11 protein-coding genes are annotated in these 13206 nt (G+C 70.3%); 1 reads left to right on the top strand and 10 read right to left on the bottom strand.

Translation table 11 applies throughout. The features are described from left to right. The 4 genes from Vqi01_RS24355 to Vqi01_RS24340 all read right to left on the bottom strand — a co-directional run. On the bottom strand, positions 1-1041 hold a 1041-nt coding region (locus tag Vqi01_RS24355; RefSeq protein WP_204037175.1), incomplete at its 3' end, for a glycoside hydrolase family 95 protein. 313 nt (positions 1042-1354) lie between these two features. After that, entirely contained in the window at positions 1355-2032 is a 678-nt protein-coding gene (locus Vqi01_RS24350) for a hypothetical protein (protein ID WP_204037174.1), read from the bottom strand. Between the two features lie 123 nt (positions 2033-2155). Further along, a complete protein-coding gene (locus tag Vqi01_RS24345) occupies positions 2156-2917 on the bottom strand; it encodes an SDR family oxidoreductase (protein ID WP_204037173.1) in 762 nt (253 codons plus the stop codon). Next, on the bottom strand, positions 2914-3939 hold the full coding sequence (locus tag Vqi01_RS24340) for a zinc-dependent alcohol dehydrogenase (protein WP_204037172.1): 1026 nt from the start codon (positions 3937-3939) through the stop codon (positions 2914-2916). Before Vqi01_RS24340 ends, Vqi01_RS24345 begins: the two co-directional genes overlap by 4 nt. A 197-nt stretch (positions 3940-4136) precedes the next feature. Here Vqi01_RS24340 and Vqi01_RS24335 point away from each other — a divergent pair, with 197 nt between their 5' ends. Then, the gene (locus Vqi01_RS24335; protein WP_204037171.1) at positions 4137-4832 is read left to right on the top strand and encodes a FadR/GntR family transcriptional regulator; all 696 of its coding nucleotides are present in this window, start codon (positions 4137-4139) and stop codon (positions 4830-4832) included. 11 nt (positions 4833-4843) lie between these two features. Here Vqi01_RS24335 and Vqi01_RS24330 read toward each other — a convergent pair whose 3' ends face one another. From Vqi01_RS24330 to Vqi01_RS24305, 6 genes are all read right to left on the bottom strand, one after another. Next, on the bottom strand, positions 4844-5728 hold the full coding sequence (locus tag Vqi01_RS24330) for an amidohydrolase family protein (protein WP_204037170.1): 885 nt from the start codon (positions 5726-5728) through the stop codon (positions 4844-4846). Continuing rightward, on the bottom strand, positions 5725-7053 hold the full coding sequence (locus Vqi01_RS24325) for an enolase C-terminal domain-like protein (RefSeq protein WP_204037169.1): 1329 nt from the start codon (positions 7051-7053) through the stop codon (positions 5725-5727). Before Vqi01_RS24325 ends, Vqi01_RS24330 begins: the two co-directional genes overlap by 4 nt. 73 nt (positions 7054-7126) lie before the next feature. Then, the gene (locus tag Vqi01_RS24320) at positions 7127-8170 is read right to left on the bottom strand and encodes an ABC transporter permease (RefSeq protein WP_204037168.1); all 1044 of its coding nucleotides are present in this window, start codon (positions 8168-8170) and stop codon (positions 7127-7129) included. Next, positions 8163-9704 (bottom strand): sugar ABC transporter ATP-binding protein, encoded by a 1542-nt coding sequence (locus tag Vqi01_RS24315; RefSeq protein ID WP_204037167.1) that lies wholly within the window; start codon positions 9702-9704, stop codon positions 8163-8165. Before Vqi01_RS24315 ends, Vqi01_RS24320 begins: the two co-directional genes overlap by 8 nt. After that, on the bottom strand, positions 9701-10771 hold the full coding sequence (locus tag Vqi01_RS24310; protein ID WP_204037166.1) for a sugar ABC transporter substrate-binding protein: 1071 nt from the start codon (positions 10769-10771) through the stop codon (positions 9701-9703). Before Vqi01_RS24310 ends, Vqi01_RS24315 begins: the two co-directional genes overlap by 4 nt. Positions 10772-10866: 95 nt before the next feature. Then, positions 10867-13134, bottom strand: coding sequence for an alpha-L-fucosidase (locus Vqi01_RS24305; RefSeq protein WP_204037165.1), 2268 nt, complete (start codon positions 13132-13134; stop codon positions 10867-10869). Positions 13135-13206 lie beyond the last annotated feature (72 nt).

Here is a 13206-nt window from a genome sequence, read left to right as displayed (position 1 = left end):
TCGGTTGATCCGCACGTCGGTCGGTTGGTCCGCGGCCGAGGTACGGCCCAGGTCGAGGCTGACCCGCCCGAACAGGGCCTGGTAGTCGGCGACGTGCCGGGCGCGCAGCTGGTCGTAGCTGCTGGCCCGGGCCGCGGTGAGGTGTCGTCGCGCGATGCCCTGGTAGTCGCCACCGACGTTGCGGTAGTTGACGTAGCTCGAGCCGATCGAGACCAGCAGCGTCACGCTGTTGGCGCCGCTGACCCGCAGCGTGCCGCCGGAGCTGCTCACGGTGCCGCCGCTGACGGTGGCGTTGGCCAGCGCGAGGAAGCGGACCGCGCCGGTCACGCCCTCCTGGTTGCCGGAAACGCCGTCGAGGGCGATCGTGGTGCCGTCCGGGCTGGAGACGGTGGTCCGCTGCGGGCTGTCGAACGTGGCGGTGAAGGAGATCGAACCGGTCCGGTCGGCGGTCAGGCGCATCGCGATGACCTGGTCCGGCGCGCTGGCGAACACCTCCCGTTGGTACCGCACCCCGTTCATCACGTACGTCACGGAGGTGGTCGCGGTGGTGAGATCCAACTGCCGCTCGTACTGCGACGCCCCGCCAGATGTCGGGAAGGTCAGCCGGAGGTTGCCGACGGTCTGGTACGCCAGTTGGCCGACCGGGTTGCCAAGCATGTTCTGGTTGATCAGGTTTTGTGCCTGGGTCCACTGGTTCGCGAAGACCAGCCGCCGGATCTCCGGCAGCGCACCCAGGCCCCGGGGGTTGCTCGGGTCGTGCGGGCCCCCGGCCCAGACAGTGTCCTCATTGAGCTGCAGCCGCTCGGCGTCGACGTTCCCGAACACCATGGCGCCGAGCCGGCCGTTGCCGATCGGCAACGCCCGCAGCCAGTCGGTGCCGGCGGCCTGGTTGTACCACAGTGCCAGGTCGCCGGCGGCCAGCACCTGCGGTGGTGCCGCCGAGTTCGCCTGGGCCGTGGCGGTCCAGGGCAGCGGCAGCAGGGTGCCACCCGCACCCGCCGCGCCGATCTTGAGTGCCTGCCGTCGGGTCATGTCTGACATCGATCCTCCAAGTGGTGACCGATCCGGCCACCCGAAGCCCGAAGCCCCACTGATCGCCAGCAGACTCAGAACAGCCAGACATCTGATGTGTTGCGCGAATGCTACCGCCGCGCGACGGGATAGGCAATGATCGATTCAATCGGCCTCGGCCACGTCGGCCAAACCCCGCTGAGCTGGTGGTGGTCCGACACGATGCGACGGCTTGCCGGCATCTGCCAGCAAGCTCGGGTCCATCGGGCCGACCGGCCTTGGCGCGAATTACCGGCCCGCCGGAACAGGTATACATCTGATGTAGCCGGCCGGGTCGCCGACGTCAGTGCCGATTCGCGGCGCTCTCGCCCTTCCCGCGACGAGCGCGCGCACGCCGGTCGCGGTCGTGGAGCCGACCGAGGGCGGCGTCACGGACCACGGCGGGTTCCGCGACGGCGAGTCGGTGTACGTGCTCGGCGATGAGGTCGGGAAACCGGTAACGGGCGCCACTCTCGATGAGCAGGTGCCGTTCGCGCAGGTCCGCCAGGCTTCGCCGGGCGTGCAGCAGGGTCAGGTTGCCCAGGGCGGCGGCTGCGGGCACGTCGAAATCCGGGCCCGGGTGCAGGCCGAGGTAGCGGAGCAGCCGCCGCCTGCTGACGGGCAGGTCGCGGTAGGACAGGTCGAAGGCAGCGGCCACGGCGAGCGCTTCCCCGGTCAGGCCGGGGAAGCGGTCCCGAGCACTGTCGAGATCGTCCGCCACAGTGGTGACCGTTCGGGTCGAGTCGGCCCGCAGGAGGGCGGCGGCGAGCCCGACCACGGGTGGTAGGTGCCCGCAGAGCCGCACGAGCCGCTGCACGGCACCCGGATCCGGACGCACGAACGCTTCCCCGGCCTGGCGAACGAGCAACGCCGCGGCCCGCTCGGGCGTGAGGGCTCCCGACGCCGCACCGGTGGCGGCCGGCTCGACGCCGGCTGTCGGTGACGCAGGGGACGTGGACCACGCCGAGCCAGACAGCCGCACGGCTGCCCTCCCTCCTCTGTCGACGGCCCGGACTACGCTCCCATTTACGCCCATATCGCAACATAACGTGTTATCGATAACATCACAAGCCTGAATGTGAATGAGTGTCCGAACGGACGACGCTCAGCGGGCCAGCCATCCACCGTCGACCGGGATGACGGCGCCGTGCACGTAGGCGGCCGCGTCGGAGGCAAGAAAGACGGTAACCCCGGCGAGGTCGTCGGGGCGGCCCCAGCGCCCCGCCGGGATCCGCTCCAGGATCGCCCGGTTCCGCTCCGGCTGGTCCCGCAGCGCCCGAGTGTTGTCCGTACTGATGTAACCGGGCGCGATCGCGTTGACGTTGACCCCGTGCTGTGCCCACTCGTTGGCCAGCGCGCGGGTCAGCCCCGCGATCCCGGACTTGGCGGCGGCGTAACCGGGAACGTTCACACCGCCCTGGAAACTCAGCATCGACGCGGTGAAAATAATCTTTCCGGTACCACGTCGGATCATGTGGCGGCCGACCTCGCGGGCGAGCACGAACGGGGCCGACAGGTCGACCTCCAGCACGTGGTCCCAATCGGGGTCGGCATGCTCAGCGGCCGGGGCACGGCGGATCGTGCCGGCGTTGTTGACCAGGATGTCGATCGGCCGCTCCCGCTGGCCGAGCCACCCGGCGAGCGCCCGGACAGCGGCGCGGTCGGACAGATCCGCCCGGTACGGCACGAACGAGCGACCGTGCGCGGTGACCCGCTCGGCCGCATCGCTGCCCGTCTCCTCCAGCGCGGCGCTCACGCCGATCACGTCCGCACCGGCCGCCGCGAGCGCCTCGGCCATCGCCAGCCCGATGCCGCGCCGGCAGCCGGTCACCACGGCCAGCCGGCCGGTCAGGTCGAACGGATTCACGCGTTTCCTCCACAGTCGACGAGTACCTTGACGTCACCACCGGCGGCGAGGGCCTGGAACGCCTGCGCCACCTCGTCCAACGGCACGATCCGGGTGATGAGCCGATCGGCGGGCACCTGCCCACCGTGCACCAGCCGGACCGCTTCGGCGTAGTCCTCGCGGTCGTAGACCCGTACCCCGATCACCTCCAGCTCGCGCCAGAAGATCCGGTGCAGGTCCACCTCGCGCGGAGTGGGGTGGATGGCCACCACGACGAGCCGCCCACGTACGGCGAGCAGGTCGGTGGCGGCACGGACACCGGCGGCCGAGCCGGACACCTCGAAAACCACGTCGGCGCCCGCTCCCCCGGTGGCCTCCTGGACGTACCGGGTCGCGTCGACCGCCGCCGGGTCCACCGTGGCGAGCCCGAGGTCGGCGGCGAGTGCGCGGCGGCGCGCATCGAGTTCGAGCACCGTCACCGCGGCGCCGGTCTGCCGGGCGACCGTGCCGATGAGCAGGCCGACCGGGCCGGCGCCGATGACCACGGCGTGCTCGCCGCCCCGGAGCCGGGAGCGCCGTACGTCGTGCACGGCCACCGCGGTCGGTTCGACCAGTGCCGCGTGTGCCAGGGACAGGTCCTCGGGCAGCGGCACCAGCAGCCGCGCCGGCACCGTCCAGGAGCGCTGCATCGATCCGGGCGAGTCGATGCCGACGAAGGTGAGCCGATGACAGATGTGGGTGTGGCCGGCACGGCAGGCGGGGCACTGGCCGCACCAGTCCAACGGCAGCACGGTCACCGGCTCACCCACCCGGTGGCCGTCGACGCCCGCGCCGACCTCCGCGACGCGGCCCGACATCTCGTGGCCGATCACCGCCGGTACGCGGACCCGCTGATCCATCGCGCCGTGCGCGATGTGCAGGTCGGTGCCGCAGATGCCGGTGTACGCGACGTCGAGACGTACCTCGCCGGGGCCGGGCGGCACCGGTGCGGTCTCCTCGACGACGAAGGTCTGCTCGCCGACGTACAGGGCGCTGCGGTTCATGCTGCCTCCTCGATCAGGTGCCAGATCCGGCGCGTCGCGGCCGGCCGGTGCCCGGCGGGTGGGTCGGTCAGCTGCCACCACGCCGGCGAACGCAGCAAACGTCCGATGTCTCTATAGTGGTGAGGGCCGCCAGCACCGGCCGCAGGCAGCGAGCCCGCGCCAACGGCGCATGGTGGTCCGGTCCGAAGGGGGCGTGGATGGCACTGACCGACGACGCGATCGCGAAGATCCGCAGCATGATCCAGAGCGGTGAGCTGCCCCCGGGCGCGCGGCTGCCACCGGAGCCGCAACTGGCCGCCCAGATGGGGCTGTCGCGCAGCGGGGTCCGGGAGGCGGTCAAGGTGCTCGAGTCGGCCCGGGTGCTCGACGTGCGGCGCGGCGACGGCACGTACGTCACCAGCCTCGCCCCCCGCCTGCTGTTGCAAGGGCTCGGCGTCGCGGTCGAACTGCTGCGCGACGACACCCTCCTGGAGGTGATGGAGGTACGCCGGTTGCTGGAGCCGATGGCCACCGGCCTGGCGGCGCTGCGGATGACCGACGCCGACCTCGACGAACTCGGCCAGATCCTGGAGGACATGCGGGCGGCGGCCGACGACGCCGAGAAGCTCATCCAGTTCGACACCGCCTTCCACCACACCGTCATCTCCACCACCGGCAACGAAACTCTCACCTCGCTGCTGGACGGGCTGTCCGGCCGTACGCTGCGGGCCCGGGTGTGGCGCGGCTTGATAGAGGGCAACGCGGCACACAAGACGATCGACGAGCATCACGCGATCTACCTCGCCCTGCGCTCGCGCGACCAACTGCTCGCCCAGGCGAGCGCACTGATCCATGTCAACACCTCCGAGGCGTGGCTGCGTACGGTGCTCGCCGCCAAGACGGCCGACGGGTAGCGGCCGGCGGCTCATGTCGACGGCCCGGCCAGCTCGGGGCGGGTGCCCCGCCAGGCCAGTTCGTAGATGCGCAGCGCGGTGCCGGCGAAGATCTCGTGCCGTTGCGACGCCGTCAGCGGCGGCAGGGCGGCCTCCAACGCCCGACGCACTCCGGCATAGTCCGATCTGAGCAGGCAGACCGGCCAGTCCGAGCCAAACATCAGACGATCCGGCCCGAACTCCTGCACCGCTGCCTCGACGAACGGACGCAGATCGTCCGGCGACCAGTCCGGCCCAGCCTCGGTGACGAGACCGGACAGCTTGCCGGTGACGTTGGGGTTCGCGGCCAGGGCGGCGAAGGGCCCCTGCCACCGGCGCAGCCCCGCCTCGCCCTCGTCGATGCGGGGTTTGCCCAGATGGTCGAGGACGAACCGGAGCTGCGGCACCGCCCGCGCCGCCCGGGCCGCCGCCGGTAGCTGGTCGGCCCGGATCACCAGGTCGAAGACGAGCCCGGCATCGGCGATGGCGGCGAGGCCCCGCCGCACGTCGGGCCGGTCGAGGTAGTCCGGGTCCGCCTCCCCCTGCACCTGTGAGCGCAGGCCGACCAGCAACTCGCCCCCGCGCAGCCGGCGGTAACGCGCGATGGTGGCGGGCACGTCGTCGGCCGCCACGTCGATCCAGGCCACCACCCCGAGGATCTGCGCGGTGTCGGCGGCGTAGCCGAGAAACTCGCCCGCCTCGTCGGGATGGCAGCGGCCGCCCTCCACCAGCACCGTGCCGTGCACACCGGTCGCGGTGAGCTCGGCGATCAGATCCGCCGGGGTGAACGGCCGATGGATCGCGGCCAATCCGGGTTCCGCCAGCCAGGTGTAGCCACGTTCGGGCCGCCACAGATGGTGGTGCGCGTCGATGATCATGCCGTCGGCGCTCCCGCCATGGCCGGCGCGTCCGTCCACGCCGGGCCGTCCGGGAAACGGTACTCGGCGAGGGAAGCGGGGAGGATCTCCGCGCTCATGCCGGGAGCGCTGGGCGCGAGATACCGTCCGCCGCTGATGCGTACCGGATCGGCGAAGTGCTCGTGCAAGTGGTCGACGTACTCGATGGCCCGGTCGTCGATGCTGCCGGTGAGTGCGACGAAGTCGAACATCGCCAGGTGCTGCACCAGCTCGCACAGCCCCACGCCGCCGGCGTGCGGGCAGACCGGCACTCCGAACTTCGCGGCCAGCAGCAGGATCGCCAGGTTCTCGTTGACCCCGGCGACCCGGCAGGCGTCGATCTGCACCACGTCGACGGCGTCGGCTTGGAGCAGCTGCTTGAACATCACCGGGTTGTGCACGTGCTCGCCGGTGGCCACCTTCACCGGGGCGAGGGCCTTGCGCACGGCGCCGTGCCCGAGCACGTCGTCCGGCGAGGTCGGCTCCTCGATCCAGTACGGGTCGAACGGGGCCAGCTCACGCATCCAGCGGATCGCCTCGGGCACGCCCCAGATCTGGTTCGCGTCGACCGCGATGCGGACGTCCGGCCCGACCGCCTGCCGGGCAATGCCCATCCGGCGTACGTCGTCGGCCAGGTTCCCGCCGACCTTGAGCTTGATCAGCTCGTATCCCGCCTCGACCGCCTCCGTGCAGAGCCGCGCCAGCTTCTCGTCGTCGTAGCCCAGCCAGCCCGGGGTCGTGGTGTACGCCGGATAGCCCTCGGCCCGCAGCCGCCGCTCGCGCTCCGCCCGCCCGCCTTCGGCGGCTCGCAGCAGCGCCAGCGCCTCGTCCTCGGTGAGCGCGTCGCGCAGGTAGCGGAAGTCGACCTGGGCGACCAACTGCTCCGGGGTGAGGTCGGCGAGCAGCTTCCACAGCGGCTTGCCGGCCCGCCGTGCGGCGAGATCCCAGACCGCGTTGACGAGACCACCGGCGGCCATGTGCACGACCCCCTTCTCCGGCCCCAGCCAGCGGATCTGGCTGTCACCGACGAGCCGGCGGGCCAGCGTCCCCGGGTCGGCGACCAGCTCGTCGACCCGCTGACCGACCACCATCGGGGCGAGCGCCTGCACGGCCGCGACCTGCAGGTCGGTGCCACGGCCCACGGTGAAGACGAGTCCGTGGCCCTCGGCACCGGCGGAGGTGCGCAGGATGACGTACGCGGCGGAGTAGTCGGGGAACGGGTTCATCGCGTCCGATCCGTCGCGATGCCGGGACGTGGGGAAGCGTACGTCGATGGTTTCTACGGACGAGATGCGCTCACTCACCAAAACTCCTGAGGGGTTGAACAGGTGGGCCTGGTTTGTCTGCCTCGCGATGACCCGGCCGGCGGGCCGGGGCCGCCTATGTCTGTGCCTTGCCTCCGGTGATGCGGGAGACCACCAGGGCCACCAGGATGACGGTGCCGTTGAGGAAGTTCGTCCACTGCGCGGGCACTCCGGCCAGGGTCAACACGTTGATGATCATGAAGAGCAGCAGCACGCCGGTGAAGGCGCCGAAGACGCTGCCCTTGCCGCCGTTGAGGCTGACGCCGCCGATCACCGCCGCCGCGAAGACCTGGAAGATGGCGCCGTTGCCCTGGGCCGCCGGCACCGCCGCAAGCCGGCCGCTCATCAGCAGCCCGGCGAGCGCCGCGAGCATTCCGGCCACGATCAGGGCGATCCACAGCACTCGGCCGGTACGGATTCCCGCCGCCCGAGCCGCGTCGGCGTTGCCGCCGATCGCGTACAGCGCCCGGCCGGCGCGGGTGTAGCCGAGCACCACGACTCCGACGGCGAACAGCAGCAGCGACAGCCAGATCGAGGCGGGCACGCCGAACCAGGTGGCGGAGCCGAGGTAGGTCATCGACTCCGGCAGCGCGAAGAAGGTCTGGCCGCCGGAGATGCCGGTGAGCAGCCCACGCAGCACGATGAGCATGCCCAGCGTGACGATGAAACCGTTGAGCCCGAAGCGGACGATGAGCAGCCCGTTGAACGCGCCGACGAGGGCGCCGACGAGCAGCACGATCGGCACCGCCCACGCGTCCGGCAGCAGGTCGAGACCGAGCCCTCGGGTCAGCGCGGGGTCGACGATCAACCAGGCCGCGATGCCGGGCGCGAGACCGAAAGTGGACTCCAGCGACAGGTCCATCTTGCCGGTGATCAGCACGATGGTCTGGGCGAGAACCACGATGGCGATCTCCGACATGCTCTGCAGCACGTTGATGATGTTGTCGGCGCTGAGGAAGACCGGGTTGACGATCGACCCGACGATCGCGACCGCGATGATCGCCGGCACCAGCGCCAGGTCACGCAGCCGGGCGATGGCCAGGCTCCGCGACGACGCCCCCGGTGGTGTCGGTGGCGGTGCCGCCGATGGTCGCGCAGTGGCGGACAGCGTCTCAGACATGGTGGAGATCCACCCCTTCCATGGCGGCTACCAGATCGTTGTCGCTCCAGCCGTGGGCCATCTCGCGGACGACCCGCCCCTGGAACATCACCAGTACGCGGTCACAGATCCGCAGGTCGTCCAGTTCGTCGGAGACGACCAGCACGGTGGTGCCGCGACGGCGTACCTCCTCGACCACGCCGAGGAGGGTCTGCTTGGACCGCACATCGACGCCGGCGGTCGGGGTGATGAGGACCAGCAGCTTCGGATTGCTGGCCAACGCCCGGCCCATCACCACCTTCTGCTGGTTTCCGCCGGACAGGTCGGAGACCGGCACGTGCGGCCCGGCGGCCTTGATCGTCAGGTCGGCGATGGTGTCCCGGGCCAGGGCGTCGCGTCGGGCGGGCGAGATGAGGCCACGCCGCCCGATGCGGCCCGGCACGGTCATCGTGACGTTCTCGGCGATGGACAGCAGCGGCACCAGCCCCTCCCGGTGCCGGTCCTGCGGCACCAGCCCCACTCCGGCGTCGAGGGCGTCGGGCACGCTACCGGGACGCAGCACGCGGCCGTCGACGGTGACCGTCCCGCCCGCCGGTCGGGTCAGGCCGACGATCGCCTCGGCCGCCTCGACCTTGCCGCTGCCCCCGCCGCCCGCGATGCCGACCACCTCGCCCGCCCTGGCCTGCAGCGTCAGCTCGGCACCTGACGGGGTGACCAGGTCGCGCACGGAGAGCAGCACCGGCGCGTCGGCGGGCAACGAGCGACGGTCGGCCTCGGGCATGATCACGTCCTCGCCGGTCATCGCGGCCACCAACGCCGGGCGGCTCAGCTGCGCCACCGGGGCGGTGACGATGTGCCGGGCGTCGCGGAAAACCGTCACCTGGTCGCAGATCTCGTAGATCTCCTGTAGGTGGTGGCTGATGAACAGGAACGTCACCCCCTGGGCCCGCAGATCCCGGATCCGGTTGAACAGGCGGTTGATGCCGGCACCGTCGAGCTGGGCGGTCGGCTCGTCGAGGATGATGAACCGGGCGCCGAAGGAGAGCGCTCGGGCGATCTCCACGAACTGCCGCTGCTCGACCGTCAGCGTCGAGGCGGGCTGGCGTACGTCGACGTCGACCGACCACTCCGCCAGCAGCTGCTCCGCCTCGCGGCGCAGCCTCGGCCAGCGGATCAGCCCGGCCGGGCCACGGGCATGCCGGTTGAGGAACAGGTTCTCCGCCACGGTGAGGGTGCCGATGATCGTCGACTTCTGGTAGACGCAGGCCACCCGCTTGCGCCAGGCGTCGCGGTCGGCCAACGGCGGTGCCGGATGCCCGTCGAAGGTCACCGTGCCGGCATCGGCGCCCTGCAACCCGGTGAGGATGCTGACCAGGGTCGACTTGCCGGCGCCGTTGCGTCCCACCAGCGCGTGCGTCTCACCGCGGCGGACCACGATGCCCGCCTCGGACAGCGCCAGCGTCGACCCGAACCGCTTGGTGATGTTCACGGCCTCGACGACGGGCTGGTCGACGTCGGCCAGCCCGTCGGTCGAGCCCTGCGAAGCGGCGCTCATGCCGCGTTGCCCCACAGGGAAGCGTCGTCGAACTTCAGGGTGGGCTCGCCCGCGATCGGCGCGCCGTCCAGCGTCACCAGCGGTGCCGGCAACTGGTCCTCCAGCAGGCCGTCACGCACCTGGATGATGGTGCTGCCGTGCTCGGTCGGGCCGGGCTGGAACGTCTTGCCCTCGATCGCCGCCTTGACGTACTCCAGTCCGTGCTTGGCGTACAGGTCGGCCGGCTGGCTGACGGTGGCGTCGATCATCCCCTCACCGATGAGCTTCAGCTCCTCGGGGATCCCGTCGTTGGAGACCACGAAGACGTGCTTGGGGTCGCTCGGCGGCACCTGGAGGCCCCGCTGCTTCAGGATCTGCAGGGTCCCCGACAGGGCGAACGACGACTGCATGTAGATGCCCTTGATGTCCGGGTCGGAGGCGAACCGGGTCTGCAGCTTCGACGCCGCGACGTCCGCCTTCCAGTCGGTGGCCTCGCCGAAGACGGTGATGCCGGGGAACTCCTTCTGCATGCACTCGTTGAACGCCTCGGTGCGGTCCCGACCGTTGATCGAGTCCAGGCCGCCCTGGAGCATGACCACCTTGCCCTTGCCACCGAGCTTGGTGCCGAGGAACTGGCACGCCTTCGTGCCGTAGGCGCGGTTGTCGGCGCGTACCACCATGAACACGTTGCCGGTGTCCGGCCGGGTGTCGATGGTGACCACCGGGATTTTCTTGCTGTCCAACTGGGCCAGGGTCGGCGCGATGGCGGCAGTGTCCTGCGGCGCCATCACCACGCCCTTGACGCCCTGACTGATGAACGTCTGCGTGTTGGAGATGAGGTTGGCGATGTCGTTCTGCGAGTTCGTGGTCTTGAGTTCGACACCGAGTTCGTCGCCGAACTGCGGGACGTACTTGATGTAGGAGTTCCAGAAGTCGGTGTCGGAGCGGGGGTAGTCGACGCCGACGAGCAGCTCGGAGCCGCCCGTTCCGGTCCCGTTGGTCGTGCCGTCGCCGCAACCGGCCGCGAAGGTGAGTGACGCGCCGAGCATCACCGTCAGCCCCACGCTCAGCAGAGCCCTACGATTCATCGTCGTTCCTCCATATCTGGGAAGTCGTCCGACGCGCGCCGCCGCGATCCGTAGGGATCGCGGCGGCAGGTGCCGGACACACAGGTGCGATGCGTTCAGACGACGGCGATGGTCCACAGCAGATTCGTGCTTCCGTCCCAGTTCCACTGCTTGACCATCGAGCCGGAGGCGACCTGACCGCCGCCGTCGAGCACCAGGCCGGTGGCCCGGTTGGCGATCCGGTACCGCCGGTTGCCCTGGTCGGTGATCTGCCACTGTTGGTTGTTGCTGCCGTTCCACGGTGCCTGCTGGGCCGCCGCGCCGTTGCTGGTCTGGCCGAAGCCGTCGACGACCATGCCGTTGGTCCGGTTGACGATCCGGTGGTAGCCGGTGCCCAGATCGACGAGCTGCCACTGCAGGTTGGTACTGCCGTCCCAGCTCCACTGCTTCAGTTGCGACCCGGAGGCGACGTTTCCGCCGCTGTCCAGCACCAGTCCGTTGGTCACGTTCGTGATCCGCTGGTACGTGGCCGGGTTGAAGGTGACCCGCAGCGAGGCGATGGCGTCGTTGTTGCCGGTGTTACGCAGGTCGCTGTTGTCGGCGGTGAACGTCCAACTGGTGCCGGAGAAGTTGTCGTTCGCGTAGCCGATGATCTGGTGGCCGGCGGTGACCCGGACCGACGAGATGGTCCGCAGCCCGATGCCAGCGGCCTGCAACTGCGCCGCGGTGTAGCTGCCGACCGACAGGCTGACGCCGCTGTCGTAACCGACGTGGGCGTAGACGCTGGCCGGGGGCGAGACGGTGGGCCCGCCGCCGAGGGCCGGGATCGGCCCGTTGAAGGTCAGCTTCACCACGTACGCGGACGCGCTGAACGGCGCGCCGGCCGACGGCATGGTGATCCGCAGCCCGGTGGCGTCCTGGGTGCGGTTCGGCAGGTTGACGTAGCTGCCGGCGGTCGAGTCGAGCAGTTGCACACCGGCCAGGGAGCTGAGGTCGACCCGGTTCGACGCGAGCGTGGTGATGGTGACCGAGCTGCCCGGCCAACCGAGGATCGTCGCGTACAGCACGCGGTTGTCCTTGCTGCGGGTGAACCGGATGTCGCGCGCGGTGCCGACGGCCGGCGCCACGAACGAGCCGCCGCCCATCCTGGTCGGCCCCTCACCGTGGACGCTCCAGGCCCTGGTGGCGTAGATGGACTCGCCGAAGCGCCGCAGGTAGTCGCCGATGCCGCGGAGAATCGTCTGCTGCCCGGACGGGATGCTGCCGTCGGCCATCGGCGCGATGTTGAGCACCATGTTGCCGTTCTTGCTCACCCGGTCGATCAGCGAGTGCAGCATCTGGTTCAGCGAGTAGTAGCCGATCCCGACGGTGTAGCACCAGCTGGAACTGCTGATGCTGTCGTCGGTGAGCCAGTAGGGCTCGCGCAGTTCGGCGGGGCCGCCGCGCTCGTAGTCGTAGACCGCGCCGCCGCGCTCCAGACCGTCCTTGTAGGTCGCGACGACCTCTCTGTCCCAGGCGACGGCGCGGTTGTAGTAGTACGCCAGGAAGCGCAGCCGCTGCGCCTCGCTGATCCGGGGCAGGTCGAAGTCCTGCCAGATGATGTCCGGCTGGGCCTGGTCGATGACCTCCCGCAGCTTGTCGAACCAGAGCTGCTCCTGCGCGGCGGTGCCCAGTTGCCCGTAGAGCCTGCGCAGGCTCGGGTCGGACTGCTGCGGCACCCATCCGTAGAAGCCGGTGAAGTTGAAGGCGTGGTGCATGGCGACCATGACCTTGAGACCACGCGACCGGATCGCGTCGGTGTGCAGCCGGAGCAGGTCGAGCCGGGGGCCTCTGGCCACCGAGTTCCACTCGTTGACCTGGCTGTTCCACATGGAGAAGCCGTCGTGGTGCTCGGCCACCGGCCCGGCGAACCGCGCGCCCGCGTCGACGAAGAGCTGTGCCCACTCGTTCGGGTCGAAGTTGCCGCCGGCCGAGCGCAGCCGCGGGGCGAACTGCACGAACCGCCCCGAGCGGTCGTTCGCCCCGTTGATGAAGTTGTGGTACGGCCAGACTGACGGGTCGCCGTACGTGTTGCGGTGGTGGTTGTTCTCGCTCGACCCGGTGTTGTACATGTTGCGCGGGTACCACTCGTTGGCGTACGCCGGCACGCAGAACACTCCCCAGTGGAAGTAGATGCCGAACTTGGCGTCCTGGAACCACTCGGCCGCGGCCGGGTGCTGACCCACCGAGGCCCAGCTCTCCGAGTAGCTGGACGGGCCGGGGATGGCGGCCTGGGCGGGCAGCGGGCGGATGATGCCACCGGCACCGACTCCGACCGCGGCTGCGGCCCCACCGGCACCCAGGGCGGTCAACAGCGTACGACGGGTGAGCTGCGGACGGGACATGGCGATCCCTCCAAAACGCGGCGGCGGGGGTGATGGAAGCTCACATGCGTTAGACATCAGACGTTAGGGGTT

It is taken from the genome of Micromonospora qiuiae (assembly GCF_016863555.1).
GTDB classification, from domain to species: Bacteria; Actinomycetota; Actinomycetes; order Mycobacteriales; family Micromonosporaceae; genus Micromonospora; species Micromonospora qiuiae.
This window is presented reverse-complemented; position numbering and strand designations above follow the sequence as displayed.

Coding starts and splice junctions, on each gene's coding strand:
- Vqi01_RS24340 (WP_204037172.1), bottom strand. CDS start 3,939: ATGAACCGCAGCGCCCTGTACGTCGGCGAGCAGACCTTCGTCGTCGAG.
- Vqi01_RS24335 (WP_204037171.1), top strand. CDS start 4,137: ATGGCACTGACCGACGACGCGATCGCGAAGATCCGCAGCATGATCCAG.
- Vqi01_RS24330 (WP_204037170.1), bottom strand. CDS start 5,728: ATGATCATCGACGCGCACCACCATCTGTGGCGGCCCGAACGTGGCTAC.
- Vqi01_RS24320 (WP_204037168.1), bottom strand. CDS start 8,170: ATGTCTGAGACGCTGTCCGCCACTGCGCGACCATCGGCGGCACCGCCA.
- Vqi01_RS24315 (WP_204037167.1), bottom strand. CDS start 9,704: ATGAGCGCCGCTTCGCAGGGCTCGACCGACGGGCTGGCCGACGTCGAC.
- Vqi01_RS24310 (WP_204037166.1), bottom strand. CDS start 10,771: ATGAATCGTAGGGCTCTGCTGAGCGTGGGGCTGACGGTGATGCTCGGC.
- Vqi01_RS24305 (WP_204037165.1), bottom strand. CDS start 13,134: ATGTCCCGTCCGCAGCTCACCCGTCGTACGCTGTTGACCGCCCTGGGT.